Here is a 25,786-nt window from a genome sequence, read left to right on the forward strand (position 1 = left end):
CCGCTACCGCAATTCGTCCAGCAGTTCGGGGTGTTTTTCCAGCAGCGTCATCAGCTGAATGGTCGGGCCGCTCGGCTCGATCAGGCCTCTTTCATACTTGTCGAAAGCATTCTCGCCGACCTTGAACAGGGATCCTGCCTCGCGCTGAGATAGATTGAGCTTTGTGCGCATGCGGCGGATGGTTGCCGGGGCCGGCACACCATCGATCTTCTCCTTGAGGGCGCGGAGCGCGGCATCGACGGCAGCCATGTCATCTCCGACATGCACACCCTCGTCACCGGATGCTGGATAGTAACCTGGAAGGTCGACAATTATGCTCTCGCCCTTGTACGCTACGGTGAATGGACGCACTTCACGCGTGAGCGTTTCCCCGGTTTCGGGGGAAATCATGGTCCGATTTTCTTCTCTTGTCGCCATGGTCATTTCTCCTTGAACGACATGACCGTGAACTCGGTCACGACATCCGCTTGGAATTTCACGTAGAGGATCAGGTCGCGCGCCGGCACGTGATAGACATCCTGCCAGACCCGATGATCCGCAAAGGTCGTCATGGACTTCACGAACATTTTTCGCGTCATGCCGCCGATCACCTCGACCACACCGGCACGGTCGAAGCCAAGGCCGGTGGCATCCCGCAGGGCGGACGTCGTGATCGCCAGCGTTTCGACAGACCCGAATATCGTCTTGATGGCATCAAGATCGTAACTGGGCCTGCGTTTCTCCATGACACAATATGCCACCATAAAGGGGGCAATTCAAGAGAGTCGAACCATCATGTCTGAGAGTTCAATTCAGCGGAATGTCGTTCTCATCCTTGTTCGCCTGATAGGCGCCTGACAGCTCGTCATAACGGGCCGAGATTTTGTCGATGCGTGTTTCCAGCCGCTGGCGTTCGGCTCCGGGCAGCGATCGCACCAGTCGACGGATCGAAAAACTCTTCCAGTAGGCGTTCTCGGCATTGTAACCGCCGGGATCGAGGGTGAAGACCTCTTTCAGGATTTTCAGATCGTGCGGGATGGCGAAAGAGTCGCGCGAATCCTCGTGGCTGAACAGATAGTAGAAATTGTCGAAGCCGGTCCAGGTGATCGCCGACAAGCACAGCGAGCAGGGTTCGTGCGTGGCGATGAAGATGGCGTCCTTGGTGTCGACGCGCTCTGCCCTGGGCATTTCGTAGAAACGTTTCAGGCAATGCACCTCGCCATGCCAGAGCGGGTTCTCCATCTCATTGTTGGTCTCGGCCAGCACCAGCGAATGGTCGTCCTTGCGCAGGATCGCCGCGCCGAACAGCTTGTTGCCATGGGCGACGCCTTCGGCCGTCTTCGGCACGATATCGTGCTCGATGACGTCGAGCAGGCGGTCGATCAGCGAAATGTCGGTCATTACGGGGTCTCCTGCTGCATGTCGCCCAAAAGTGCCCCCTGGTTTTGGGGCGACGACATGCACAAAAAATCAAGGGAGATGGATATCGTAGGCGTGCGAGAAATGGAATTCCTCGAGATTGGGGCCGTCGCCGCCCCGGTCGACGATCAGGAAATCCTGCGCCTCGCCGAGCGGCGTCAGCACGCCATGCCAGAGATTGCGCCGGTAATTGATCCCTTGTCCGGGGGTAGTGATAAAGGCATGCGGCTCGCCCGGCCCCTCATCCCCGTCATGACAGACAACGACCAGGAACGGGCGTGGCGACAGCGGAATGAAGGCCTGGCTGCCGAAGGGGTGGCGCTCGACCATCGTCAGCTTCAGCGGCAATTTGTAGGGCGTGCCGCGCACCATCGAGATCAGCACGCGGGCGTTCGGCCCGGTTGCTTGCACGGTGGCGAGATCGTGGTAGCGCTCGGCCTTGCCGCCATTGATCGGGTAGTGGTTGTCGCCGCCCATGTCGATGACGTCGCCAAATGGGGCAAAGCTTTCGCGGGTCAGCGGCCGCGCGACGATACGGGTCATGGCGCGCGCTTTGCGATGCCGGCGCCGCCGAGCTTGGCGTGCCGGTTGACGTCCTTGTAGAGCAGATAGCGGAATTTGCCCGGACCGCCGGCATAGCAGGCCTGCGGACAGAAGGCGCGCAGCCACATATAATCACCGGCCTCGACCTCGACCCAGTCCTGGTTGAGACGATAGACCGCCTTGCCCTCCAGCACATAGAGCCCGTGCTCCATGACATGGGTCTCGGCGAAGGGAATGACCGCGCCGGGTTCCAGCGTCACAATGGTCATGTGCATGTCATGGCGCAAATCGGCTGGATCGACGAAACGCGTCGTCGCCCAGCGGCCCTCGGTGCCGGGCATCGGCGTTGGCGCGATCTCCTGTTCGTTGGTGAAGAAAGCTTCGGGCGCATCGAGACCGTCGACCACCTCGTAGGCCTTGCGAATCCAATGGAAGCGGACATCGGCCTTGCCTTCGTTGCGAACTGTCCAGCCGCTAGCCGGCGGCAGGAAGGCAAAGCCGCCGGGCCGCAACACATGCTTCTTTCCTGCAAGCAGAACCGTCAATTCGCCCTCGACCACAAACAGGGCGCCTTCGGCGCCGGCATCGGGTTCCGGCCGATCGCTGCCGCCGCCGGGCGCGACCTCGACAATGTACTGCGAGAACGTCTCGGCAAAACCGGACAGCGGTCGCGACAAGATCCAGACGCGGGTCTTGTCCCAGAACGGCAGAGCGCTGGTGACGATGTCCTGCATCACGCCCCTGGGGATGACGGCATAGGCCTCGGTGAAGACGGCGCGGCCGGTCAACAGCTCGCTCTGGCCGGGGTGGCCGCCATGCGGTGCATAATAATAGGTTCGCTCGGGCATCCTGATCGTATCCATGGGTTCAAACCTATTGCGGAAGCATGTCCTTGAGGCGGAGCAGCGCGATGCGCTCGACCTGTTTGCAGGCAGTCTCGAATTCGACGCCGCGACTGTTGCCGATGCGCGTCTCGAATTCGGCGAGGATTTCCTCCTTGGTCTTGCCCTTCACCGCGATGATGAAGGGGAAGCCGAAGGTGGTGACGTAGGCGGCGTTGAGCTTGGAGAACAGCTCGCGCTCCTTGTCCGTCAGCGCGTCCAGCCCTGCAGAGGCCTGTTCCCTGGTCGATTCCGCCGTCAGCCGTTTGGCCTTGGCCAGCTTGCCGGCAAGGTCGGGATGGGCATTGAGCACGGAAAGCCGATCGGTCTCGCTGGCGGAGCGGAAGATACGGCAGAGCGCATTGTGCAGGCCACCGGCCGTGTCATGCGCCGGGCCTAGTTCCAGTTCATGGGCTCGTTCTGCGATCCAGGGCGAATGCTCGAACACGCCACCGAACGTATGGACGAAGGTCTCGAATTCCATCTTGGATGGCCTGAGTGCCGCCGGCTTGTAGGGATGGTTCTCCTGCCAATGCTTGGCGATATCGATGCGTCGCGCCAGCCAGACCTTGTCATGCGATTTGACATAGTCGACGAAGCGCTTCAGCGCCGCGACCCGCCCCGGACGCCCCACGAGGCGGCAATGCAGGCCGATGTTCATCATGCGCGGCCTGCCGGCCTTGCCTTCGGCGTAGAGCGTGTCGAAACTGTCTTTCAGATAGGCAAAGAACTGGTCGCCCGAATTGAACCCTTGCGGCGTGGCGAAGCGCATGTCGTTGGCATCAAGCGTATAAGGGATGATGAGCTGCGTGCCGCCCGCGTGCTCGAACCAATAAGGCAGTTCGTCGTCATACGTGTCCGACACGTAGTCGAAGCCACCCTCTTCCGCCACAATCCGCACCGTGTTGACCGATGTGCGGCCCGTGTACCAGCCAGTCGGTCGCTGCCCGGTCACCTCATAGTGCAGGCGGATCGCTGCTTCGAGGTCGCGACGCTCATCTTCGGCGCTATGGTCGCGGTAGTCGATCCATTTCAGTCCGTGCGAGGCGATTTCCCAGCCGGCTTCCTGCATGGCCGTGACCTGGTCGGGCGAACGGGCGAGCGCGGTGGCGACCCCGTAGCAGGTGATCGGTACCTCAGCCTCCGTGAACAGTCGGAGCAGCCGCCAGAAGCCGGCGCGAGCGCCATATTCGTAGATTGATTCCATGTTCCAGTGACGCTGGCCCACCCAGGGCGCCGCGCCGACGATTTCCGACAGAAAGGCTTCCGAAGCCTTGTCGCCATGCAGCACGCAGTTCTCGCCACCCTCTTCGTAGTTGACGACGAACTGCACGGCGACGTGCGCACCATCAGGCCATTTCGGATCCGGCGGATTGGCTCCGTAGCCGCGCATGTCTCTGGTGTACCGCATCGTCCCTCCTGCCGGGCATGGCCCGAAGTGTGGTGAGAATATCGAAAGGGCTGCCTGCGCATTCCCCCGAAAATTTTTGAAAGTGTTTTTGTCGCACTCCGCTCGACCGGGACTTATGCATCGCCTTTAATTGGCGCACAATTCACTGTTGATACTCGATCGTACCGGGCCAAATTCGCTCGTACCGGAAATGGGAGGCGGCCAATGGCAGAAACGTCGAAAGCCGATGGCGGGCGTCTGACGACCCATGTCCTCGACACAGCGACCGGCAAGCCGGCGGCGGGACTGTCGATCGCGCTCTACCATCTCCATGGCGACACACGGACACATTTGAAGACTGTCATCACCAATGCCGACGGCCGTTGCGACGCCCCCCTGCTTGCCGGCGCGGAGTTCCGCACCGGCGAATACGAACTGGTCTTTGCCGCGGGCGACTATTTGCGCCAGCAGGGGCTGAGCCTGCCGAAGCCCGCCTTTCTCGATGTGATCCCGATCCGCTTCGGCATGGCCGAGCCGGTGCACTACCATGTACCGCTGCTCGTCTCGCCCTATGGTTATTCGACCTACAGAGGGAGCTGAGGCATGGTCAACATCCGAAACGAAATACGCTTCATCCTCAATGGCAGGGATGTCGTGCTTTCGACGGTGGCGCCCGATGCAACCTTGCTCGACTGGCTGCGGCTCGACCGCTCGCTGCGCGGCACCAAGGAAGGCTGCGCCGAAGGCGATTGTGGGGCCTGCACGGTGTTGGTCGGCAAACTATCCGCTGGTGGATTGGTCTACGAAACCGTCAATGCCTGCATACGCTTCCTCGGCTCGCTGGACGGCACCCATGTCGTGACCGTCGAGCATTTGCGCGGGTCACCCGGGCAGTTGCACCCGGTGCAGCAGGCGATGGTCGATTTCCACGGTTCGCAATGCGGCTTCTGCACGCCGGGTTTCGTCATGTCGCTCTATGGCCTGTGGATGAGATCATCAGATCCGTCAAACGCGGCAATCGAAAAGGCGTTGCAGGGCAACCTCTGCCGTTGCACCGGCTACGAGGCGATCATACGCGCGGCGCATGCCATCTCCAGCTACGGCAAGGTGGTGAAGGACCCGCTCGCCGCCGAGCGCAAGGCGATCACCGCAAGGCTCGAGGCCATGCATGACGGTGCGAGGGTCGAGATCGGCGCGGGCAAGGCACGGCTTGTCGTGCCGGCCAATGTCGACGATTTCGCCGCTGTGCTAGACGAGGAGCCCGGCGCCACCATTGTTGCCGGCTCGACCGATGTCGGCCTGTGGGTGACCAAGCACATGCGCGAAATTTCGCCGGCCATTTTCATCGGCAATCTCGACGGGCTTTGCACAATCTCGGAAGACAATGGCGTCATTTCGATCGGTGCCGGCGTCACCTACACCGAAGCATTCTCGACGCTCGCCAGACGCATCCCTGCGCTGGGGCCGCTGTTCGATCGCATCGGTGGCGATCAGGTGCGCAACATGGGCACTATCGGCGGCAACATCGCCAACGGCTCGCCGATCGGCGACACACCACCGCCCTTGATCGCTCTCGGCGCGCGGCTGACGCTGCGCAAGGGCAAGAAGCGGCGCACGATCCCGCTGGAAACCTTCTTCATTGCTTATGGCAAGCAGGACCGGCAGCCGGGCGAGTTCGTCGAGGCCGTGCATGTGCCGGTTCCTGCCAAGGGCACAAAATTCGCCGTCCACAAGATCACCAAGCGCCGCGACGAGGACATCACGGCAGCCCTCGGCGCTTTCTTCCTGACGCTGGCCGGGGATGGCACGGTCGCGGATGTGCGCATCGCCTATGGCGGCATGGCGGCGACGCCGAAGCGTGCGTCTTCTGTGGAAAAAGCACTGCTTGGCAAGCCGTGGACCGAACAGACGGTGGAAGTGGCGATGGCCGGATATGCCGAGGATTTCACGCCGCTGACCGATATGCGGGCGAGCGCAGAATACCGGGCGCTGGCGGCGAAGAACCTGCTGTTGCGCTTCTTTGCAGAGACGAGCGGCACCAAGGCGCCGGTCCAGGTTTCGAGGCACGAGGCGGCATGATGAACAAGCACGCAGCGCCCAACCCTAGGGCTGAAAAGATTGAAGGTGGCGTCGCCACCGATCAGCGCCATGATTCCGCGCACAAGCATGTCGCGGGCACCGCCGTCTACATTGACGACATGCCGGAACCGGCCGGCACGCTGCACGGCTGCCTCGGGCTTTCGGCTGCAACACATGCCACCATCACCAGCATGGATCTTTCGGCGGTGCGTACGGCGCCCGGCGTTGTAGACGTGCTGACGGCCAAGGATGTGCCGGGCGAAAACGACATTTCGCCGACCGGCCGCCACGACGAGCCGGTGCTGGCCGATGGCAAGGTGCAATTCTACGGCCAGCCGATCTTCTGCGTCATTGCGGAGACGCGCGAGCAGGCGCGCCGCGCCACCAGGTTGGCCAAGGTCGAATACAAGGAATTGCCTTTCGTCACCGACATCGGCGAGCTCGATCCGAAGAAGGACAAGCTCGTCACGCCGCCGCTGACCCTGAAGCGCGGCGATGTCGCTACAGCGATCGAAAAGGCGCCGCGTCGGCTCAAAGGGCAGATGCGCATCGGCGGCCAGGAGCATTTCTATCTCGAAGGCCACATTGCGATGGCCATTCCCGGCGAGGACCAGGACGTCACCATCTATTCCTCGACCCAGCATCCGAGCGAAATCCAGCACATGGTCAGCCACGCGCTCGGTGTGCCGAGCAACGCGGTCACGGTGGAAATCCGCCGCATGGGCGGCGGCTTCGGCGGCAAGGAGACGCAAGGCAACCAGTTTGCGGCATTGGCCGCGATCGCCGCGAAGAAGCACCATCGCGCCGTGAAGATCCGGCCCGACCGCGACGACGACATGATCGCCACCGGCAAGCGTCACGATTTCCTGGTCGACTATGAGGTCGGCTTCGACAATGAGGGCAACATCCTCGGTGTCGATTTCATGTTCGCGGCGCGCTGCGGCTTTTCGTCGGACCTTTCCGGCCCGGTGACCGATCGCGCGCTGTTCCACTGCGACAACACCTATTTCTGGCCGGCGGTGCATGCGCAGTCGGCGCCGCTCTACACCAACACCGTGTCGAACACTGCCTTCCGTGGTTTCGGCGGCCCGCAAGGCATGGTTGGCGCCGAGCGCGTCATCGACGAGGTGGCCTTTGCCGTCGGCAAGGACCCGCTCGAAATCCGCAAGAAGAATTTCTACGGCACATCAGACCGCAACGTCACACCCTATCACCAGACGGTTGAGGACAACATCATCCAGCGCATCGTCGCCGAACTGGAGGAGAGCGCCAGCTATGCGCGGCGGCGGCGCGAAATATCGGCCTTCAACGCCAACAGCCGTTTCATCAAGCGTGGCCTGGCGTTGACGCCGGTCAAGTTCGGCATTTCCTTCACTGCCACGCACTACAATCAGGCTGGCGCGCTGGTGCATGTCTACACCGATGGTTCGGTGCATCTGAACCATGGCGGCACCGAGATGGGGCAGGGCCTCTACGTCAAGGTGGCGCAGGTGGTGGCGGAAGAGTTCCAGATCGACCTCGACCAGGTGAAGATCACCGCGACGACGACCGGCAAGGTGCCGAACACCTCGGCCACGGCGGCGTCGTCCGGTTCCGATCTCAACGGCATGGCGGCGCGGAACGGCGCTCGCCAGATCAAGGATAGGCTGACCGATTTCGCCGCCGAAAAATATCAGGTGTCGCGCGATCAGGTGCTCTTCCTGCCCAACCGGGTGCGCATCGGCAACCAGGAGATCGCCTTCGTCGACCTCGTCAAGCAGGCCTATATGGCCCGCATCCAGCTGTCGGCAGCCGGTTTCTACAAAACGCCGAAAATCCACTGGGACCGCGACAAGGGCGAGGGCCGCCCGTTTTACTATTTCGCCTATGGCGCCTCGTGCTCGGAAGTCTCGGTCGACACGCTGACCGGTGAATACATGGTCGAGCGCACCGATATTCTCCATGACTGTGGCCGGTCGCTGAACCGGGCTATCGACATCGGCCAGATCGAGGGCGGCTTCATCCAGGGCATGGGCTGGCTGACGACGGAAGAACTGTGGTGGGACGACAAAGGCCGGCTGCGCACCCATGCGCCGTCGACATACAAGATTCCGCTCGCCTCCGATCGGCCGAAGATTTTCAACGTCACCCTGGCCGACTGGCCGGAAGCGGGTGAGCCGACCATCCACCGCTCCAAGGCGGTCGGCGAGCCGCCGTTCCCGCTCGGCATGTCGGTGCTGCACGCCCTGTCGGATGCGGTGGCGAGCGTCGCCGACAACAGGATCTGTCCTCGCCTCGACGCGCCGGCGACCCCGGAACGGGTTCTGATGGCGATCGAGCGGCTTAAGACCGAGGCGAAGACCGGCGCTTGAATCCGGCAAAAACGTGCAATTCGGACCGAAAAACCCTATATTTCCCTATCGGGAATACAAGATATGAATTCGAAAGTGCAAAGCCTCAAAGACTTCCTTGCTGGTCAAGGCCGCATCGCTTTGGTCGAGGTCGCCGGCACGAAAGGGTCGACGCCACGCGAGAAGGGCGCGCTCATGCTCGTCGCGCAATCGGCAATCCTGGGCACGATCGGCGGCGGTCAGCTCGAATACATGGCCATCGACAAAGCCAGGCAGATGCTTTTCTCCCCCTCAAGGGGGGAGAGACGCCGCGCCGCGACCCTCGACGTCCCGCTAGGCCCCGAGATCGGCCAATGCTGCGGCGGGCGGGTCGAAGTGCTGATCCGGCTGGTGGATGCGGCGCTCGCCGCCGAATTGGTCGCGGCTGCGGAAGCCGAGGAGGCACAGCTGCCGCATGTCTATATCTTCGGCGGCGGCCATGTCGGCCAGGCGCTGGCGTCGACGATCGCACTTCTTCCCGTGTATGGCGTCGTCATCGAGACGCGGGCCGAGGCGCTGGAAGGCATGCCGGAAACCGTCGAGACCCGGCTGACGCCGATACCGGAAGCTATGGTGCGCGATGCTCCTGCGGGGGCCGCCTTCGCCATCCTCACCCACGACCACGCGCTGGATTTCCTGATCGTGGCCGAAGCGCTGAAACGCGGCGACGCCGCCTATGTCGGCATGATCGGGTCGAAGACCAAGAAAGCGACGTTCAAGAACTGGTTCCTGAAATCGGCGGATGGCAGCGAGGCGGAATTTGCCCGCCTCATTTCGCCGATCGGCGGCGACGCCGTCAAGGACAAGCGGCCGCAAGTCATCGCGGCGCTTGCGGCGGCCGAGATCATGACGGCGCTGGTCATGCACGCCGCGGCGCCGAATGCTGGTCAACAAGTCCCGCACGAGAAGGCGATAGCCGGCTAAGTTTTGCCGGACAGATATTCGGTTTCAATCGCCCGAAAATCCGTTTGCTCGACGCATCTCAACGGGGTCGTTTCAGCCCCAGATGGTCGCGCAGTGTGCGACCCTCATAGTCGATGCGGAACAGGCCGCGCCGCTGCAGTTCCGGCACGACCAGCGTCGCAAAGGCATCGAGCTCTCCGGGGAAATACGAGGGCATGACGTTGAAGCCGTCGGCCGCACCGCCCTCGAACCGCGCCTGCAGCTCGTCGGCGATTTGGGCGGCTGTGCCGACAATGCGCCAATGGCCGCGGGCGCCGGCGAAATGGCGGGCAAGCTGGCGGATGGAAAGGTTGTCGCGGCGAGACTGCTCGATCACCAGTGCTTGCCGGCTTTTCATCCCCTCGCTCTCCGGTAATTCCGGCAGCGGCCCCTCGATCGGATAGCGCCACAGATCGGAGATGCTGAGATAGCTGGAAAGCAGCGCCACGCCGACATCGTCGGGGATCAGCTCCTGCAATTCCGCGTATTTCTCCTGGGCCTCTGCCTCGGTCTCCGCCACCACTGGCGCTACGCCGGGCATGATCTTGATGTCGCCCGGCTCACGCTCATAGGCCGCCATGCGTCCCTTGAGATCGTCATAAAAGGCTTTCGCTTCCTCGAACGTCTGCGCGGCCGTGAACACCACGTCTGCGGTGCGGGCGGCGAGGTCGCGGCCGACCTCAGAGGCGCCGGCCTGGACCATGACCGGCGCGCCCTGCGACGAACGCGGCAAGTCGAGCGGATCCCGCACCGAAAAGCTTTGGCTGGCATGACTGGAAGCTTCATCGAGCTTGCCGTGCCAAAGCCCGGCGACCACTTCGGCGAACTCCCGCGCCCGTTCGTAGCGGTCGGCATGGGGCTTGAGGCCCGTCGAGCCGAAATTGGCTGCTTCGATGGGACTGGCCGAGGTGACCAGGTTCCAGCCGGCCCGACCGCCACTTAAATGGTCGAGCGACAGAAAGGCCCTCGCCAGCCCGTAAGGCTCGTTGTAGCTGGTCGACGCGGTCGAGACGAGGCCGATGCGGCTGGTCTGGGCGGCTAGCGCCGAAAGCAGGCTGATCGGCTCGAAACCGATTGAGCGCGACGTTTGGCTGGCGATGTCGATATTTGCTTCGCGCAGGCCGGCAGCGTCCTCGCAGAACACCATGTCGAATTTCGCCGCCTCCGCCGTACGTGCCAGCTGGATGTAATGGTCGATGTCGATTCCGGCGGTCACGTGGGCCTTGGGGTGGCGCCAGGCGGCGATGTGGTGCCCTGTCGCCCATAGGAAGGCGCCGAGCTTCATCTGGCGAGCGGTCATTGGCCACCTCCGCCGGCAAGCCCGAGATGCGAGCGCAAGGTTGCGCCGCGATAGCTCTGTCGAAAAAGGCCGCGCCGCCGCAAAGCCGGCAAGACCAGACCGAAGAAATCGTCGAGCGCGGAAAGCTGTGCCGGCATTTGGATGTTGAACCCGTCGCAGCTTGGTGTGCGGAATTCTTCTTCCAAGCTATCGGTGACGGCAGCCGGCTTACTATCGGCGATAGACGCGACGTTCCTCAGCACCTTCACGGCATCCGGGTCGCGTCCGCAGGCGGCAACACGGCGCCTCAGTTCGTCATAGTTTGCTTTCGCACTCTCGATCGGTCCGTCGCCCAGCAGGATCACATCGGCGGCGCGAGCGACAATATCCAGATCGGGCTCCGACAGATCCGACAAGACAAGCACCGGCGTGTCCTGCGGCGACCGTGCGACGTTCAGCGGTCCGCGCACGGAGAAGAACTCGCCCTGATGGTCAAGAAAGTGCATCTTTTCGGGGTCGTGGAAGCGGCCTCCGCTTTGGTCGAACAGCAGTGCGTCCGCATCCCAGCCCTGCCACAGGCCCTGAACGATGCCGATATATTCCTGCGTGCGACGGCGAAAATCGTCGCCGGAAAAGCCTTCGGGCCGGCTGAAATTGGCGGCCTCGCGTGGCGCCTGCGTCATGGTCGCGTTCCAGCCGGCGCGGCCATGGCTGATGATGTCGAGCGAGGCAAAACGGCGCGCCAGATTGTAGGGCTGGTGGGCAATTGTCGAGGCTGCGGCAACGAGGCCGATCCTGCTCGTCACTGTCGCCAGTGCGGCGATGAGCGTCGTCGCTTCGAAGGGACTGCTGGACGGCTCGCCGCTCGCCAATGAGTCGGAGATAACGACCATGTCGATACCTGCCGCCTCGGCCTTTCGCACGAAGCCGGCTATCTCACTGAATGTCGGGCCGGTCTGCCCTGCGGTGGAAGCGATGTTGAGCGAAACGGCGAGATGCATTCTGCTGTCCATTTGGCTATCAGCGATAGCGTGCAGCCATTCGGCTACCAACCTAGGCTGGCTTTCGCCCAGGGCAACTGCCCCGGATGGGCCACGAGGCCATCACTTGCCGGCCAGGAGATCGTTGATCAGCCGCTGGCAGCGTTCGGCCATGAAGTCGAGCAGCAGCCGCACTTTCGGATCCTGCAGCTTCTTGTGCGGATAAACGGCTGCGAACTGCACCGGCGTCGGCGGCGTGTTGCTCAGGATCACTTTCAGGCGCTGGTCGCGGATAAACGGCTCGACCTCGAAGCGCGGCTTGTTGATGATGCCGCGCCCCGACAGCGCCCAGCTGGTCAGCACGTCGCCATCGTCGGTATCGTAGGGCCCGTGCACTTCGAATTTCTGCGGGCCTGCGGGTGTCTGCAGCGTCCAAACATATTCGCGCGCGCCGGAGTAGCGCAGCATCAGGCAGTCATGTTTCTTGCCGATCAGTTCCTGCGGCTCCAACGGTTCGCCGCGCGCCTCAAGATATTTCGGCGCCGCCACCAGCACGCGCTCGCATTCCATGATGCCACGCATTCTGAGGCTGGAATCCTCGATGATGCCGAGCCGGAAGGCGACGTCGATGCCTTCCTTCATGATGTCGACATTGTGGTCCGAAAGCCTGAGCCGCACCTCGATATCAGGGTATTTGTCGTGGAAATCGGGGATGCCCGAAGCCACCAGCCGGCGGCCGAGGCCCAAAGGTGCCGTGACACGGATGGTACCGCGGGGCTGGCCGGAAAGGGCCGAGACAGCCGCTTCGGCCTCGGTGATCGCCTCCAGCACCTGCTTGGCGCCTGAATAAAAAACCGTGCCGTGTTCGGTCGGCATCAATTGCCGTGTTGTGCGGTTGAAAAGCCGCACGCCAAGATGCTTCTCCAACTCCTTGATGCGGTTGGAGGCCACCGCCGGCGAAATGCGCATGTCGCGCCCGGCCGCCGACAGATTGCCGAGTTCGACGACGCGGACGAAGACGGCGATGTTGTCGAGATAGGCCATACGGAGCACCTTCGCCGGTTTGCAGCGATAAGCCTAGTATTTTCCATTTTTTTTTGAAAGTCATCGTGCACCTCGCCCCTTTCCGTTTGCGCTCCAGCCCGTAAAGTCAGCCAATCGGCAGGGACGACTTCAATGATGGATTTTGCGATTTTCTGGGACTGGCTGAGCTTTGCCGTGCGCTGGCTGCATGTCATCACCGGCATCGCCTGGATAGGTTCGTCGTTCTACTTCGTCGCGCTCGATCTCGGTCTGCGCCAGCGGCCGGGCATGCCTGTCGGAGCCTTCGGCGAGGAATGGCAGGTGCATGGCGGCGGCTTCTACCACATCCAGAAATACCTTGTGGCGCCGGCTGAGATGCCCGAGCACCTGACCTGGTTCAAATGGGAATCCTACGCCACCTGGCTGTCCGGCTTCGCCATGCTGTGCGTCGTCTATTATGCCGGGGCCGATCTTTTCCTGATCGATCCCAACGTGCTGCCGATGTCCGTGCCGGTAGGTATCCTGCTGTCGCTGGCTACCATCGGTGTCGGCTGGGTGGTCTATGATCTCCTGTGCCGCTCGCCGCTGGGAAAAAGCGACACCGGCCTGATGCTGGTGCTCTACTGCGTGCTGGTGTTCATCGCCTGGGGGCTGACGCATTTGTTCACCGGCCGCGCCGCCTTCCTGCATCTGGGCGCCATCACCGCGACGATCATGTCGGCCAATGTCTTCATGGTCATCATCCCCAACCAGAAGATCGTCGTCGCCGACCTCATCGCAGGCCGCAAGCCCGACCCTAAATACGGCAAGATCGCCAAGCAGCGTTCGCTCCACAACAATTATCTGACGCTGCCGGTGCTGTTCCTGATGCTGTCGAACCACTATCCCCTGGCGTTCGGCACTGAGTTCAACTGGGTCATCGCCTCGCTGGTGTTCATCATCGGCGTGCTGATCCGGCACTATTTCAATAGCGTCCATGCCCGCAAGGGCAACCCGACCTGGACCTGGATGGCAGCACTTGTCCTGTTCATCATCATCATCTGGCTGTCGACCGTGCCGAAGGTGCTGACCGGCGAACCCAGGCAATCGGCCGCCGCGCAGGTCTATGTCGCTTCGGTGCATTTCCCGGCCGTGCGCGACACCGTGCTCGGCCGCTGCTCGATGTGCCATGCGGCGGAGCCGGCCTACGAGGGCTTCTATCATGCGCCGAAGGGCGTGATGCTGGATAACGATGCGGATATCGCCAACCACGCCCGTGAGATCTATCTTCAGGCCGGCCGCAGCCACGCCATGCCGCCCGCCAACGTTAGCCAGATCACCGACAAGGAACGCGCGCTGCTGGTGGCCTGGTTCGAAGGCTCAGGGAAATAGCATGATTTCGACACTTCTGCGTGGCCGCACGCTGTCCTTCGAGCGCTGGCCGCAAACCATCGACGACCACTCCGCCTGGCGCTACGAGGAGGATGGCGGTCTGCTGATCCGCGACGGCAGGATCGTTGCCACCGGTGCCTATGCCGAAGTTGAAAAGCAGGCTGGCGAAGCGGTGAAAAAAATAGATCATCGGCCGCATCTGCTGCTGCCGGGCTTCATCGACGCGCATGCGCATTTTCCGCAGATGCAGATCATCGCTTCCTATGGCGCAGAACTGCTCGACTGGCTGAACACCTACACTTTTCCGGAAGAAACGAAGTTCTCCAACGCCCAGCACGGCCGGCGCATAGCGCGGCTATTCCTCGACGAGGTGGTGCGCCACGGCACCACGACGGTCGCCGCCTACTGCTCGGTGCATAAGGCTTCTGCCGAAGCCTTCTTTGCAGAGTCGCATGACCGCAACATGCTCAACATAGCCGGCAAGGTTATGATGGACCGCAATGCGCCAGACGGCGTGCTCGACACTCCGCAATCCGGCTACGACGACACAAAGGCGCTGATCGCCGAGTGGCACGGCAAGGGACGGCAGCTTTATGCCATCACGCCGCGCTTCGCCATCACCTCGTCGCCGGAGCAGATGGAGATGGCCGGCGCGCTGTGCCGGGAATACCCCGACCTGCACATGCAGACGCATCTGTCGGAAAACCACGCCGAGATCGCCTTCACGAAAGAACTCTATCCGTGGTCGCGCGACTACACCGACGTCTACGAGCACTATGGGCTGTTGGGGAAAAAAAGCCTGTTCGGCCATTGCATCCATTTGTCGGAGCGCGAGGCGGACGCGCTTTCGGCCTCGGGTTCGGTGGCGGTGTTCTGTCCGACCTCGAACCTGTTCCTTGGTTCCGGCCTGTTCGACTATCAGCGCTTTCGCCGCCGCGACAGGCCGATCCGTATCGCCGCCGCCACCGATGTCGGCGGGGGCACCAACTATTCCATGCTGCGCACCATGGACGAGGGCTACAAGGTGATCGCACTGAACGGCGAGAAGCTGAACCCGTTCCAGTCCTTCTGGCAGCTGACGCGCGGCAATGCCGAGGCGCTGTCGGTGGCGGAAAGGATCGGCACGCTGGACGCAGGCACCGACGCCGACATCGTCGTCCTGGATGCCAGGGCGACGCCGGCGATGCGGCTCAGGATGGAAACGGTCGAGACGTTGGCGCAGGAATTGTTCCTGCTGCAAACGCTAGGCGACGACCGCGCCGTACGCGAGGTCTACGTCGCCGGACGGGCCGCCAAGAACGATATGATCGCGGGGTAAGACCCCCTCACCCGGATTGCCAACCGAATTGCAAAGGGAATTCGGGGCAATCCGACCTCTCCCCGAGGGGAGAGGAGGAAGCCGAGGCCCGTGCTCGTCTCTTCTCCCCTCGGGGAGAAGGTGGCCGCCAAGCGGCCGGATGAGGGGGCTGCCGCGACGCGCGCTTGACCGGGCGGAGCTTGTCGTACAAACGACGTGTGACGATTTTCGGAGAGAGAAAATGGCCGTTGCTGACGACATCGCTCTGATCAAGAGACAGGAAGAGACCCTTGTCTTCTCCGTCTTCGACGAGGCCGTTGCGTTCAAGATCGGCTCGGCCATCCGCAAACGGGCTTTGGCCGAGAACCTGCCTGTTATCGTCGAGATAAGGACCTTCGATCGGCCGCTGTTCTATGCCGCGATGCCCGGCTCGAACGCGTCCAATCCCGATTGGGCGCGTCGCAAGATCAATGTCGTCAGGCGATTCCTGAAAAGCACCTACCGCATGGTGCTGGAACAGCAGCGCCCCGACCGCACCTTCAAGATCGGTGAGGGCCTCGACATATCGGACTATGTGCTGGCCGGCGGTGGGTTTCCGGTGACCGTCAAGGGCGCCGGCGTCATCGGTGTGATCGCTGTCTCCGGACTGCCGGAGCGCCAGGATCACGGCGTCGTGGTCGATGCCCTGTGCGATCATTTGGGCGTCGACAAGCGCGGGCTGGCATTGCCTCGGGAAGCCGAATGACCGTGCTCGACCCCAAATCGTTCCTTACCTCGATCTTCAACGCGGCCGTCGCCGCCGCCGATCCGGAACGAACCATCCGGGATCATTTGCCGGCCAGGCCTAAGGGCCGCACCATCGTCATTGGCGCGGGAAAAGGCTCGGCGCAGATGGCGGCGGCGTTCGAGAAAGTGTGGGACGGTCCGATCGAAGGGCTGGTCGTCACCCGCTACGGCTACGGCGCGAAATGCGAGCGTATCGAGATCATCGAGGCCGCGCATCCGGTGCCGGATGCAGCCGGGCTTGAAGCCTCGCGCCGCCTGCTCGCCAAGGTCCAGGGGTTGACGGCGGACGACCTGGTCGTGGCGCTGATTTCGGGCGGCGGCTCGGCGCTCCTGCCGTCGCCGGCCGCCACCCTGACGCTGGCCGACGAGATCGCCGTCAACGAGGCGCTGCTCGCCTCCGGCGCGCCGATCGCAGCGATGAACACCATCCGCAAGCACCTTTCGACCATCAAGGGTGGCAGGCTGGCCGCCGCGGCGTATCCGGCCAAGGTGGTGTCGCTGGTCGTTTCCGATATTCCCGGCGACGACCCGGCGCTGGTCGCCTCCGGCCCGACGGTTCCGGATAAAGGCAGCCGCGCAGACGCTCTGGCATCGATATCAGCCTATGGCATGAAACTGCCGGCCTCGGTGATGGCGCATATCAATTCGCCGGCGGCCGATGCGCCAAGTCCTGATGATGAACGCTTTTCGCGCAACGAAGTACATCTGATCGCCTCCGCCGGCGTATCGCTCGAGGCAGCGGCCGCGGAAGCGAAACGGCAAGGCGTCGAGGCCGTCATCCTCTCCGACTCGATCGAAGGCGAAGCGCGCGAGGTCGGCGGCGTCCACGCGGCGATCGCCCGCGAAGTGGCGACGCGCAACCGGCCATTTCCAAAGCCGGTGCTGATCCTGTCGGGTGGCGAAACCACGGTGACACTTCGTGCCAGGGGCAAGGGCGGCCGCAATTCGGAATTCCTGCTCGCGTTCGCCATTGGCATCAGCGGCGTCGAAGCCATTCACGCACTGGCCGCTGACACCGACGGCATCGATGGTTCGGAAGACAATGCGGGCGCCTTTGCCGACGGTTCGACGGTGTCGCGCATGCGGGCAGCCGGGGTCGATGCCAAGGCCATGCTGGCCGGAAACAACGCCTGGACGGCATTCAATGCGGTTGGCGATCTCTTCGTGCCAGGCCCGACCGGTACGAATGTCAACGATCTCAGGGCGATCCTGATCAGGTAGCCAAAGCAATTCCAGGAAAAGTGTGAAGCGGTTTTTCGTCCGGAATTGCGCAAAACAACGGATTACGCAGCCATCAACCGCTTCACCTTTCTCATATCGTCCAGGAACCGGTCTCGTTCGGCTTGCTTGTCCGCAGGCTCGCGAATGCGCAGGATGAAGGAGGGATGGATGGTGACAAAGACGCGCAACCCGTCCTCGCGCTCGATCACCTGGCCGCGCATCTTCATCACGGGAACAGCCTTGCCCAGCAGCGACGTCGCCGCTGTCGCGCCGAGTGCCACGGCGATGTTCGGCTTGATCAGGTCGAATTCCTGGTCGATCCACCAGCGGCAGGCCTGAATCTCGCCGGCATTCGGCTTGGAATGGATGCGCCGCTTGCCGCGCGGTTCGAATTTGAAGTGCTTGACCGCGTTGGTGACGTAAACTTTCTGACGGTCAACCCCGGCGTCATCAAGGATGGCGTCGAACACCCTGCCTGCAGGCCCGACGAAAGGCTTGCCGGCGAGATCCTCCTGATCGCCCGGCTGTTCGCCGACGAAGATCACCTTGGCATCGTCCGGGCCTTCGCCGAACACGGTCTGCGTCGCATGACGCCAAAGCGGGCAGCGACGGCAGCCCTCTGCGGCCTCGCGCAGGTTCGTGATCGAGCTGGCTTCGTCCGCTATCGGCTCCGCACGTGCAATAGAAACACGCCGGGCAGGGATCTTCGCCTCATGCGGAAGGCCCGTGGTCGCCATCATCTTGCCTCGTCCATTTCGATATTGAAATGAACGAGATCGGCGATGGTTCCTTTCCTTACACCTCGTGCAGATAGAGGTGGTAATCCAGTTCGCTGACCGTGCGCGCCACGCGCAGATATTCCGACTGCTTGATCGCCACGAAGGTCCGGTGCAGGTCCTCTCCGAGCGCGCCCTTCAGGAAGCTGGATGCTCGCGCGGCTTCGATCGCGGCGCGCCAGTCGACGGGCATGGTCGTGCGCGTGACTGCCGCTTCGTAGCCGTTGCCGGTGGTTTCGGGACCGGGATCGAGACCTTCGTCGAGCCCCTTGACTATAGCTGCCAGCACGGTCGCGGCTATCAAATAGGGGTTGGCGTCGACGCCGGACGGCCTGTGCTCGATGCGCCGGTTCTTGGCGTCGCCCGCCGGCACGCGCAGCGCCACCGAGCGGTTGTTCACACCCCAGGTCGGCGCCACCGGCGCATAGGACTGCGAGACGAATCGCCGCCAGGAATTGGCGTGCGGCGCAAACACCAGCATCGATTCCGCCATCGTCTGGATCAAGCCACCGAGCCCTTGCAGCAGCGGCAGCGACCAGCTCTCGCCGCCGGCTTCGGCAAAGACGTTTCGGCCAGCCTTGTCCTGCAGCGAGACATGAAAATGCATGCCGGAGCCGGCATATTTCTCGATCGGCTTGGCCATGAAACAGGCGGTGACGCCGTGGCGGCGCGCCTGCGCGCGGACCAGCCGCTTCAGCATGACGAGGTCGTCGGCCGCTCGCATCACATCCTTGCGGTAGTTCAGCGTCAGTTCGTATTGGCCCGGCGCATATTCGGAAATCACCGTCTCGGCCGGGATGCCTTGTGCCCTAGCTGCGGCATAGATGTCGGAAAACAGCGGCTCCATGCCATGCAAGTGATCGACGGAATAGACCTCGGTCTTGCCTGAGACACGACCGTCGAGCACGGCGCGCGCCGGCTGCACCTTGCCGTCGGCATCGCGCTCATTGGCAAGAAGAAAAAATTCGAGTTCGAAGGCGCCGGCCGGATAGAGACCCTTGGCTGCCAATATGTCGACCTGCCGTGCCAGCGCGAGGCGCGGATCCGATGACATCGGCTGGCCGTCGAGCTGGTACATAGCCATCAGCAACTGGCCGCGTGGCGGATTCGTGCCGTAGAGCGGCACCAGCGTGCCGGGGATCGGCCATGCCCTGAGGTCGCCGTCGCCGGTCGTCCAGATCAGCCCGGTCTCATGCACATCCTCGCCGGTGATGTCGAGGCCGAGGATCGAGATCGGCATATGGCGGCCGCCCTCAAAAATGCTTTTCAGCTCATGCCGGCGCACGATCTTGCCGCGGCCGACGCCATTGGCATCGGTCAGCACGATATCGAAAGCCTCGATCTCGGGATGGGCATCGAGAAAGGCTTGCGCCTCGGTGGGCGTCGAGCCCGAAGGTGAGGTCATCATGGCATTGGAGTGGTCCATCGCCGCTTGTCTCATGCCGCAAGCTTTGCCGCAACCGCGCCGAAGGCGGCGATCAGCCGGTTGACCTGGGCTCCTGACGTCGCCGGCGAGATCAGCATCATGTTGTGGAAGGGTGCGATCAGCACGCCGCGATTGACCAGCGCGACATGAATAGCTGCCTCCAGTTCCGGCGCATGCGCTATCTCCGCCTCGGCGCCATTCCTCAAGGGGCCGGGCGCGCAGATGAACTCGACGCGCGCGCCGACGCGCGAAACATGCCAGGGCAGACGGTAGCGGTCGATCACGCCGGTCAGCCCGGCATCCAGCCGCTGCGCCAGATGGTCCATGCGGTCATAATTTTCCTGCGTCATCACCTCTTCGAGCGTGGCGCGCATCGCCGCGAACTGCAGCGGGTTGGCCGAGAGCGTCGTGCCCATGCCGGAATAGCCCGGCTCCTTGGTCCTGTTGTAATCTGCGTAGCGCGATGCGACTTCGTCGCTCATGCCCCACACACTGGCCGGCACGCCGCCGGCAATCGGCTTGCCGAGGACGAAGAAGTCCGGCTCCAGCCCGTATTTCCTGGTGTAGCCGCCCGGGCCGGTCGAGATCGTATGCGTCTCGTCGATCAAGAGCAGCGTGCCGGCCTCGCGCGTCAGTCTGCGCAGCGCATTGTGGAAACCGGCATCGGCCGGCACCATGCAGGAATTGGTCAGCACCGGTTCGGCGATGACGCAGGCGACATCCTTGTCCTTGAGCGCGGCTTCGAGTGCTGAAACATCGTTGAACTCGATGACCTTGGCGGTGCGGGTCAGGTCGCGGAATTCGCCCGCCAGCCCCGGCCGATTGACCACGATACCATCGACAAGCCGCACCATCGTCTCGTCGACCGAGCCGTGATAGCAGCCGTTGAAGACAAGGATTTTCTCCCGGCCGGTAACGGCACGGGCGACGCGCAATGCAAAGCGGTTGGCGTCGGTCGCCGTCGTCGCGATCTGCCAGAACGGCAGGCCGAAATGCTGTTGTAGCAACGGCCCGATGGCGATCGCGTCTTCCGAAGGCAGCATATAGGTCAGGCCGCGCCCGGCCTGACGGCGGATGGCGCGCGCCACCGGCGGCGGCGAATGGCCGAACATCGAGCCGGTGTCGCCAAGGCAGAAATCGTCGAGCCTGATACCGTCGATATCGGTGATGGTCGCGCCCTTGGCGCTGTCGACCAGGATCGGAAACGGCGTCGGCCAGTCATTCATCCAGTGCATCGGCACGCCGCCGAAGAAGCCGGGCAGGCCGTTGCCGACCTTGGCTTGCGACTTTGGCCGGGCCTTGCGGAAGGCCGCACCTTCGGTCTCGCGCAATTCGGCAATGCGGTCGCGGCTGATGCCGCCGATTGATGTCCTTGACGTGTCGCTGTGCATGAACCCCCCTCTGGTCCGTCACTCTTAGCCAATCGGTGTCCGCAAGCGCAATTGGCCGCGCATCTGTCCTGCATTGGCTCAGCCGGTATGGGCACCGCTTGACCCCGTTGACGATGTCAGCGCCAATACAAGCGACCATGGGGGACAGAAATGCGGGCGATTATCGGTGTGGCGACGCTGTTGTTATCGGCCAGCGCGGCCTTCGCCTCAGGTGGCATCTGGTGCAACGTTGACGATGATGCTGTGGCATTCGACGTCGGTGCCGGCGTCACTAGAGGCATGGGCGACCCGACCTTCAACTTTCGCGGCGATCTCGAAATCAAGACGAGGCCGGTCGGCGACGACCTGCGCAAGACCGTGTTCGAGGATCCCAATCTGACCCAGTACTGGCTGGACGGCAAGGAATTGCGGCTGAACATCTACCGCGAGCATCAGCTCGCAGATGCCTACAACTATGTCGAACTCACGATCCTGACCAAGACCAGCGACGAGGGCGTCTATGACGGTCAGTACACGCTCGCCGTCTATGACAAATCCGCTGACACGGACAAGGACGGCAAGACTGTTGAGTTGACGGGCAAGGTGTCGTGCGGGGCTGAGTAAATCCGAAACTAAGCCGTGATGTCGATGACGCCGCAGTCGCCTGCGGCACTGCCGAAGGCGACACGGCGCTCTTCCCTGTCCCACATCATCGAGGTTATTGCGCCCTTGCCCGGCCGCCGCAACAGCACTTCCTTGGCGTCTGCAAAGCGCACCGCCATCACCATGCCGTCATCATAGCCGACGGCGACGACGTCCTGGCTCGGGTGGCAGGCGACTGATGTCACCATGGCATTGCCGCGCGTGCCGAGCTCCAGCGGGGCCTTGCCCATGGGACCATCCTTGCTTGAAAATGGCCAGACGATCGCCGCCGGCGCGCCGGAACTCGCCAGCCACTTGCCCTTCACGCTCCACGACAGGCTTTTGACCTTGCCGGGATAACCGCTCATGCGCATGTGCTTGCCGTCGGCGAGCTTCCAGCCATGCAATGCATTTTCCTGCATGGTGGTGACCAGGAACACGCCATCGGGCGAGAAGATGATGCCGGTGTGGGCGCCGGCCCATTCGAGTTCCACCGGCTTTCCCTCGGCGGCCGGGAAATGCAGCGTCGCGCCATTGTAGCGAGCGACGCCGAAACGCATGCCCTTGGGCGAGAAGGCCAGTCCCTCGACCGAGCGCGGATGGACGAATTCCCGGGTCTTGCCGTCGGCAAAGCGCACGAAGGCGGTCTTGCCCGTCGCATAGGCGATGGCGCCTTGCGGCCCGGCAGCTACGCTGGTGATCCATTTCTTTCCGGCATTGGTCAGCTCGGTGGCCTCGCCGCCCGCCTTCACGGCAAACATCTTGCCGTCCTCGCCGCCGGTGATCAGCCGGTCGTTGGCCGCATCATGGAAGGCGGCCAGCAGCCCGTCATTGGCCTGTACCGTCTTGTGGCCAAGGTCGAGCCGATGGACGGCGCCATCGGCCATCGCGAAATGCGGCACGTCGCCGAGAAAGACGGCGGCGACGCAATGTCCATCGAGATCAAGCGGGGCGACGGTCGGCATGGCAAGTCTCAACGGTCATTCGTTCGTTCCAGCGCAGGATCACGGTTTCCTCGATCGGAACCGGGCCGCCTTGATAGGTGAACACGAACCATTTGTCCCAGTTTTCGATCAACCAGGCTTTCGAAAGTCCAGGTTTTTTCTCGAACCGGCTTTCCTCCGGCAGCACTGCGAAGACCAGACCCGCCTTGTAGCCGGACGTCACCATGAGTCCAAGCCCGGCCTCATCCTCCTGAGGATCGAACACCATAAGATCGACGGTCCCAGAGCCGGGGCCGACATCGTAATTATCGGAAAGTTGAATGATGTCGCCGATGATCAGGAAATCATCGGCCAGATCGAGCAAACGCGCCATTGGTAACGGTCAGGCCGCCTGGCAGGCGTCAAAACTCTTCTTCAGCCTCTCGGCGTCGAGTTCGCGGCCGATGAAAACAAGCCGGCTCTCATGCTTTTCGCCATCCTTCCAGGCACGCTGGTGGTCGCCTTCGATGATCATGTGCACACCCTGGATGACATAGCGTTCATCGTCGCCCTTGAGCGCAATAATGCCCTTCAGCCGCAGGATGTTGGGGCCTTCCATCTGGGTGATCTTCTCGATCCACGGGAAGAATTTCTTCGGGTCCATCTCGCCGCCGCGCAGCGAAACTGACTGCACGGTCACGTCATGGATGTCGGAAGCATGCGCGTGATGATGGTGCCCGTCATGATCATGATGATCGTGACCGTCATGATCGTGGTCATGATGGTCGTGAGCGTCATGCGCCTCGAGGAAATGCGGATCGTTTTCCAGTGCCCTGGACAGGTCGAAGGCGCCGCGGTCGAGCACTTCGGATAGGTCGACGCTGGCTCGCGCCGTGCGGTGGATCTTCGCCGCCGGATTGATGGCGCGGATCGTCGCCTCGACCTTGGCAAGCTCTTCGGGGGTGACGAGATCGGTCTTGTTGAGCACGACGACGTCGGCGAAGGCGATCTGGTCCTCGGCTTCCCTGGAATCCTTGAGCCGCAGCGGCAGATGCTTTGCGTCGACCAGCGCCACCACCGCGTCGAGCCTGGTCTTGGAACGCACGTCGTCGTCCATGAAGAACGTCTGCGCCACCGGCACCGGATCGGCGAGCCCGGTGGTCTCGACGACGATGGCGTCGAAGCGGCCGGGCCGACGCATCAGGCCCTCGACGACGCGGATCAGGTCGCCGCGCACCGTGCAGCAGACGCAGCCATTGTTCATCTCGTAGATTTCCTCGTCGGATTCTACGATCAGGTCATTGTCGATGCCGATTTCGCCGAACTCGTTGACGATGACGGCGTAGCGCTTGCCGTGGTTTTCCGACAGGATGCGATTGAGCAGCGTCGTCTTGCCGGCGCCGAGATAGCCGGTGAGAACGGTTACGGGAATCTGGGTCTGTGCGTCGCTCATGGATTGCCTCGAACTATCTGGGCCGCGAAAGATCCGGCCATCGAAATGAGATTGTCGGCTCCATATAGGATGTGCGCCGGGCTTTTGCACGAGGCAAACCGATGGGCCAAACCGGCTTGCCGACATTACCGAATTTCCATTGGCGAGAGCCGCTATGACCGCCTAGATCAGGATAAGGGGGCCAATTCGAGAGGCACGATATGTCCGGCAAGCCATCCTCCTTCTCATTGAACAGGCGCAAGGCGCTCGGCTTGATCGCGGTTACCGCCGGCGGAGGTGTCTTCCTACCGGCCGCGGCAATGGCCGCCCAATCTTCGGTTACGCAGGCCTCGCCCTATGCCGGACTGGCCCTTTTCGAGACCGGCGCCGGTGTCTGCGCCATTACACCTGAAGTGACCGAGGGACCGTTCTATTTCGACCCGAAACTCGAACGTGCCGATGTCACCGAAGGCAAGAAGGGCATAGCCCTTGATGTCCGGTTGCAGGTCGTCGACGCGGCCTGCCGGCCGCTTGCCGGCGCACGTGTCGACATCTGGCATTGCGACGCTCAAGGTGCCTATTCGGGCTATCCGGGACAAGGTGACGGCAGGGACGTCGACACGTCGGGCCAGACCTTCCTGCGCGGCTGGCAGAAGACCGATGCAATGGGCATCGTTTCCTTTGCCACCATCTATCCCGGCTGGTATCGCGGCCGCACCACCCATATCCATTTCAAGGTCTTCCCCGACGACAGTTCGGTGATGACCGGCCAGTTGTTTTTCCCCGACAGTCTCAGCGAGCAGATATTCACCACGGTCGCGCCCTACAATGACCGGCCCGGCAAACGCGACACCTCGAACGCCAGTGACGGCATCACCAGGCAGGCCGGACCGCTGTCGCAGGCGGCACTGCGCGAGGTGGAGGATGCCTATCAGGCGCTGATGATCGTCGCGGTGAAGCCTGGCTGAGCGACATTCGCTCACGCGCCTTGCCCGTAACGAAAACTCCGGCCGCGAAAACTCGTTTGTCATCTAACTGAAATAAACATCTGGCATTAGCCACCGCGGACACCACAATGCTTGCCGGCAAAGCTGTTTGAAGCGCCGGAAATCTTTTTGATCGTCATTGCCAACCGGCCGGCTGCCTCTATGCTGCCCGCACCGGTACGGCCGAAGAGGGATGACCATGGCCAAGGCGGACAAGACTGCGACAATGAGCCGGCTGCATTCGGCGGCAAGGCTGGCAAGAACTGCGCTGGCGGCACGGCTTCTGGCGCACGGCTTCTATGCCGGCCAGGACCAGATCATGCTGGCGCTCGACCGCGAGGATGGCCAGACGCCCGGCAATCTTGCCGGACGTCTCGGCGTGCGGCCGCCGACCATCACGAAGACCATCAACCGCTTGCAGGCCCAAGGATTCCTGGATAAACGCGCCTCCGAGGCCGATGCGCGCCAGGCGCATATCTTCCTCACCGATACCGGGCGCGAGATCATTCACGCCATCGAGAAGTCGGTGAAGAAGACGGAAAAGCAGGCGCTGAAAGGCCTCGACAAGAAGGACCAGAAGACGCTGTTCAAGCTGCTCGCCCGCATCGAGGCCAACCTCTCGAACGAAGAACTGGCTTTGATCGACGACGACGCCGAGTCGGACGACTGATT

26 protein-coding genes are annotated in these 25,786 nt (G+C 62.5%); 11 read left to right on the forward strand and 15 right to left on the reverse strand.

Features of this window, described 5'->3' with window-relative positions:
- Positions 1–3 precede the first annotated feature (3 nt).
- The 6 genes from NKJ89_RS14255 to puuE form a co-directional block, all read right to left on the reverse strand.
- Positions 4–417, reverse strand: coding sequence for a type II toxin-antitoxin system MqsA family antitoxin (locus tag NKJ89_RS14255; RefSeq protein ID WP_352603250.1), 414 nt, complete (start codon positions 415–417; stop codon positions 4–6).
- A gap of 2 nt (positions 418–419) precedes the next feature.
- Entirely contained in the window at positions 420–725 is a 306-nt protein-coding gene (locus NKJ89_RS14260; protein WP_352603252.1) for a type II toxin-antitoxin system MqsR family toxin, read from the reverse strand.
- Positions 726–786: 61 nt separating this feature from the next.
- On the reverse strand, positions 787–1,380 hold the full coding sequence (locus NKJ89_RS14265) for a nucleoside deaminase (RefSeq protein ID WP_352603254.1): 594 nt from the start codon (positions 1,378–1,380) through the stop codon (positions 787–789).
- Between the two features lie 69 nt (positions 1,381–1,449).
- Complete coding sequence (locus NKJ89_RS14270; RefSeq protein WP_352603256.1) at positions 1,450–1,941, reverse strand: ureidoglycolate lyase; 492 nt, start codon at positions 1,939–1,941, stop codon at positions 1,450–1,452.
- Positions 1,938–2,804 (reverse strand): bifunctional allantoicase/(S)-ureidoglycine aminohydrolase, encoded by an 867-nt coding sequence (locus NKJ89_RS14275; protein ID WP_352603258.1) that lies wholly within the window; start codon positions 2,802–2,804, stop codon positions 1,938–1,940. Before NKJ89_RS14275 ends, NKJ89_RS14270 begins: the two co-directional genes overlap by 4 nt.
- A gap of 10 nt (positions 2,805–2,814) precedes the next feature.
- Positions 2,815–4,233, reverse strand: a complete 1,419-nt coding sequence (gene puuE, locus NKJ89_RS14280; protein WP_352603260.1) for an allantoinase PuuE — start codon at positions 4,231–4,233, stop codon at positions 2,815–2,817.
- 204 nt (positions 4,234–4,437) lie between these two features.
- On the opposite strand from puuE, the gene uraH reads away from it, so the two are divergent.
- The 4 genes from uraH (at position 4,438) to xdhC (ending at position 9,584) form a co-directional block, all read left to right on the forward strand.
- Entirely contained in the window at positions 4,438–4,812 is a 375-nt protein-coding gene (gene uraH / locus NKJ89_RS14285) for a hydroxyisourate hydrolase (RefSeq protein ID WP_352603262.1), read from the forward strand.
- A gap of 3 nt (positions 4,813–4,815) precedes the next feature.
- On the forward strand, positions 4,816–6,291 hold the full coding sequence (xdhA, locus tag NKJ89_RS14290) for a xanthine dehydrogenase small subunit (RefSeq protein WP_352603264.1): 1,476 nt from the start codon (positions 4,816–4,818) through the stop codon (positions 6,289–6,291).
- The gene (gene xdhB / locus NKJ89_RS14295; RefSeq protein ID WP_352603348.1) at positions 6,291–8,642 is read left to right on the forward strand and encodes a xanthine dehydrogenase molybdopterin binding subunit; all 2,352 of its coding nucleotides are present in this window, start codon (positions 6,291–6,293) and stop codon (positions 8,640–8,642) included. The genes xdhA and xdhB overlap by 1 nt, the downstream gene beginning before the upstream one ends.
- Positions 8,643–8,705: 63 nt before the next feature.
- The gene (gene xdhC / locus NKJ89_RS14300) at positions 8,706–9,584 is read left to right on the forward strand and encodes a xanthine dehydrogenase accessory protein XdhC (protein ID WP_352603266.1); all 879 of its coding nucleotides are present in this window, start codon (positions 8,706–8,708) and stop codon (positions 9,582–9,584) included.
- Positions 9,585–9,642: 58 nt separating this feature from the next.
- On the opposite strand, the gene NKJ89_RS14305 is transcribed toward xdhC, so the two are convergent.
- From NKJ89_RS14305 to NKJ89_RS14315, 3 genes are all read right to left on the reverse strand, one after another.
- Positions 9,643–10,902 (reverse strand): LLM class flavin-dependent oxidoreductase, encoded by a 1,260-nt coding sequence (locus NKJ89_RS14305; protein WP_352603268.1) that lies wholly within the window; start codon positions 10,900–10,902, stop codon positions 9,643–9,645.
- Positions 10,899–11,894, reverse strand: a complete 996-nt coding sequence (locus NKJ89_RS14310) for an LLM class flavin-dependent oxidoreductase (protein WP_352603270.1) — start codon at positions 11,892–11,894, stop codon at positions 10,899–10,901. The genes NKJ89_RS14305 and NKJ89_RS14310 overlap by 4 nt, the downstream gene beginning before the upstream one ends.
- 90 nt (positions 11,895–11,984) lie before the next feature.
- Entirely contained in the window at positions 11,985–12,905 is a 921-nt protein-coding gene (locus tag NKJ89_RS14315; protein ID WP_023761430.1) for a LysR family transcriptional regulator, read from the reverse strand.
- A gap of 132 nt (positions 12,906–13,037) precedes the next feature.
- On the opposite strand from NKJ89_RS14315, the gene NKJ89_RS14320 reads away from it, so the two are divergent.
- The 4 genes from NKJ89_RS14320 to NKJ89_RS14335 all read left to right on the forward strand — a co-directional run bounded on the left by NKJ89_RS14320 (position 13,038) and on the right by NKJ89_RS14335 (position 17,559).
- Positions 13,038–14,255 carry a urate hydroxylase PuuD gene (locus tag NKJ89_RS14320; RefSeq protein ID WP_352603272.1) on the forward strand — a complete coding sequence of 406 codons (1,218 nt, stop codon included), beginning with the start codon at positions 13,038–13,040 and terminating at the stop codon, positions 14,253–14,255.
- Position 14,256: 1 nt separating this feature from the next.
- Positions 14,257–15,573: a guanine deaminase gene (guaD, locus tag NKJ89_RS14325; RefSeq protein ID WP_352603274.1), complete on the forward strand. Its 1,317-nt coding sequence runs from the start codon at positions 14,257–14,259 to the stop codon at positions 15,571–15,573.
- 220 nt (positions 15,574–15,793) lie between these two features.
- Entirely contained in the window at positions 15,794–16,297 is a 504-nt protein-coding gene (locus NKJ89_RS14330) for a heme-degrading domain-containing protein (RefSeq protein WP_023761432.1), read from the forward strand.
- On the forward strand, positions 16,294–17,559 hold the full coding sequence (locus NKJ89_RS14335; RefSeq protein ID WP_352603276.1) for a glycerate kinase type-2 family protein: 1,266 nt from the start codon (positions 16,294–16,296) through the stop codon (positions 17,557–17,559). The genes NKJ89_RS14330 and NKJ89_RS14335 overlap by 4 nt, the downstream gene beginning before the upstream one ends.
- 62 nt (positions 17,560–17,621) lie before the next feature.
- Here the strand turns inward: NKJ89_RS14335 and NKJ89_RS14340 are convergent, their stop codons facing one another.
- The 3 genes from NKJ89_RS14340 to NKJ89_RS14350 are packed head-to-tail and all read right to left on the reverse strand — an operon-like array spanning position 17,622 to position 21,152.
- A complete protein-coding gene (locus NKJ89_RS14340; RefSeq protein ID WP_352603350.1) occupies positions 17,622–18,296 on the reverse strand; it encodes a UdgX family uracil-DNA binding protein in 675 nt (224 codons plus the stop codon).
- A gap of 58 nt (positions 18,297–18,354) precedes the next feature.
- On the reverse strand, positions 18,355–19,740 hold the full coding sequence (locus tag NKJ89_RS14345) for a glutamine synthetase family protein (protein WP_502904131.1): 1,386 nt from the start codon (positions 19,738–19,740) through the stop codon (positions 18,355–18,357).
- A 32-nt stretch (positions 19,741–19,772) separates the two neighbouring features.
- A complete protein-coding gene (locus NKJ89_RS14350) occupies positions 19,773–21,152 on the reverse strand; it encodes an aspartate aminotransferase family protein (protein ID WP_352603280.1) in 1,380 nt (459 codons plus the stop codon).
- A 150-nt stretch (positions 21,153–21,302) separates the two neighbouring features.
- Between NKJ89_RS14350 and NKJ89_RS14355 the strand changes: the two genes are divergently transcribed.
- Positions 21,303–21,755, forward strand: a complete 453-nt coding sequence (locus NKJ89_RS14355; RefSeq protein WP_352603282.1) for a hypothetical protein — start codon at positions 21,303–21,305, stop codon at positions 21,753–21,755.
- An 8-nt stretch (positions 21,756–21,763) separates the two neighbouring features.
- Here the strand turns inward: NKJ89_RS14355 and NKJ89_RS14360 are convergent, their stop codons facing one another.
- Genes NKJ89_RS14360 through NKJ89_RS14370 form a run of 3 tightly spaced genes read right to left on the reverse strand, consistent with a single transcriptional unit; the run spans position 21,764 to position 24,149 of the window.
- The gene (locus NKJ89_RS14360) at positions 21,764–22,738 is read right to left on the reverse strand and encodes a WD40 repeat domain-containing protein (RefSeq protein WP_352603284.1); all 975 of its coding nucleotides are present in this window, start codon (positions 22,736–22,738) and stop codon (positions 21,764–21,766) included.
- Complete coding sequence (gene imm45 / locus NKJ89_RS14365; protein WP_198032263.1) at positions 22,716–23,081, reverse strand: Imm45 family immunity protein; 366 nt, start codon at positions 23,079–23,081, stop codon at positions 22,716–22,718. The genes NKJ89_RS14360 and imm45 overlap by 23 nt, the downstream gene beginning before the upstream one ends.
- Positions 23,082–23,099: 18 nt before the next feature.
- Entirely contained in the window at positions 23,100–24,149 is a 1,050-nt protein-coding gene (locus NKJ89_RS14370) for a CobW family GTP-binding protein (protein WP_352603285.1), read from the reverse strand.
- Positions 24,150–24,349: 200 nt separating this feature from the next.
- Here NKJ89_RS14370 and NKJ89_RS14375 point away from each other — a divergent pair, with 200 nt between their 5' ends.
- The gene (locus NKJ89_RS14375) at positions 24,350–25,096 is read left to right on the forward strand and encodes an intradiol ring-cleavage dioxygenase (protein WP_352603287.1); all 747 of its coding nucleotides are present in this window, start codon (positions 24,350–24,352) and stop codon (positions 25,094–25,096) included.
- 217 nt (positions 25,097–25,313) lie between these two features.
- Positions 25,314–25,784, forward strand: a complete 471-nt coding sequence (locus NKJ89_RS14380; protein ID WP_023761443.1) for a MarR family winged helix-turn-helix transcriptional regulator — start codon at positions 25,314–25,316, stop codon at positions 25,782–25,784.
- The last annotated feature ends 2 nt before the right edge of the window (positions 25,785–25,786 follow it).

This window comes from Mesorhizobium sp. M0047 (assembly GCF_040323315.1).
Lineage (GTDB): Bacteria > Pseudomonadota > Alphaproteobacteria > Rhizobiales > Rhizobiaceae > Mesorhizobium.

Coding starts and splice junctions, on each gene's coding strand:
- puuE (WP_352603260.1), bottom strand. CDS start 4,233: ATGCGGTACACCAGAGACATGCGCGGCTACGGAGCCAATCCGCCGGAT.
- NKJ89_RS14380 (WP_023761443.1), top strand. CDS start 25,314: ATGGCCAAGGCGGACAAGACTGCGACAATGAGCCGGCTGCATTCGGCG.
- NKJ89_RS14260 (WP_352603252.1), bottom strand. CDS start 725: ATGGAGAAACGCAGGCCCAGTTACGATCTTGATGCCATCAAGACGATA.
- NKJ89_RS14320 (WP_352603272.1), top strand. CDS start 13,038: ATGATGGATTTTGCGATTTTCTGGGACTGGCTGAGCTTTGCCGTGCGC.
- NKJ89_RS14355 (WP_352603282.1), top strand. CDS start 21,303: ATGCGGGCGATTATCGGTGTGGCGACGCTGTTGTTATCGGCCAGCGCG.
- guaD (WP_352603274.1), top strand. CDS start 14,257: ATGATTTCGACACTTCTGCGTGGCCGCACGCTGTCCTTCGAGCGCTGG.
- NKJ89_RS14335 (WP_352603276.1), top strand. CDS start 16,294: ATGACCGTGCTCGACCCCAAATCGTTCCTTACCTCGATCTTCAACGCG.
- NKJ89_RS14345 (WP_502904131.1), bottom strand. CDS start 19,740: ATGACCTCACCTTCGGGCTCGACGCCCACCGAGGCGCAAGCCTTTCTC.
- NKJ89_RS14375 (WP_352603287.1), top strand. CDS start 24,350: ATGTCCGGCAAGCCATCCTCCTTCTCATTGAACAGGCGCAAGGCGCTC.
- NKJ89_RS14370 (WP_352603285.1), bottom strand. CDS start 24,149: ATGAGCGACGCACAGACCCAGATTCCCGTAACCGTTCTCACCGGCTAT.
- NKJ89_RS14310 (WP_352603270.1), bottom strand. CDS start 11,894: ATGGACAGCAGAATGCATCTCGCCGTTTCGCTCAACATCGCTTCCACC.
- NKJ89_RS14360 (WP_352603284.1), bottom strand. CDS start 22,738: ATGCCGACCGTCGCCCCGCTTGATCTCGATGGACATTGCGTCGCCGCC.
- NKJ89_RS14330 (WP_023761432.1), top strand. CDS start 15,794: ATGGCCGTTGCTGACGACATCGCTCTGATCAAGAGACAGGAAGAGACC.
- uraH (WP_352603262.1), top strand. CDS start 4,438: ATGGCAGAAACGTCGAAAGCCGATGGCGGGCGTCTGACGACCCATGTC.
- xdhB (WP_352603348.1), top strand. CDS start 6,291: ATGAACAAGCACGCAGCGCCCAACCCTAGGGCTGAAAAGATTGAAGGT.
- NKJ89_RS14270 (WP_352603256.1), bottom strand. CDS start 1,941: ATGACCCGTATCGTCGCGCGGCCGCTGACCCGCGAAAGCTTTGCCCCA.
- NKJ89_RS14340 (WP_352603350.1), bottom strand. CDS start 18,296: ATGGCGACCACGGGCCTTCCGCATGAGGCGAAGATCCCTGCCCGGCGT.
- NKJ89_RS14315 (WP_023761430.1), bottom strand. CDS start 12,905: ATGGCCTATCTCGACAACATCGCCGTCTTCGTCCGCGTCGTCGAACTC.
- NKJ89_RS14265 (WP_352603254.1), bottom strand. CDS start 1,380: ATGACCGACATTTCGCTGATCGACCGCCTGCTCGACGTCATCGAGCAC.
- NKJ89_RS14255 (WP_352603250.1), bottom strand. CDS start 417: ATGGCGACAAGAGAAGAAAATCGGACCATGATTTCCCCCGAAACCGGG.
- NKJ89_RS14275 (WP_352603258.1), bottom strand. CDS start 2,804: ATGGATACGATCAGGATGCCCGAGCGAACCTATTATTATGCACCGCAT.
- xdhA (WP_352603264.1), top strand. CDS start 4,816: ATGGTCAACATCCGAAACGAAATACGCTTCATCCTCAATGGCAGGGAT.
- NKJ89_RS14305 (WP_352603268.1), bottom strand. CDS start 10,902: ATGACCGCTCGCCAGATGAAGCTCGGCGCCTTCCTATGGGCGACAGGG.
- xdhC (WP_352603266.1), top strand. CDS start 8,706: ATGAATTCGAAAGTGCAAAGCCTCAAAGACTTCCTTGCTGGTCAAGGC.
- NKJ89_RS14350 (WP_352603280.1), bottom strand. CDS start 21,152: ATGCACAGCGACACGTCAAGGACATCAATCGGCGGCATCAGCCGCGAC.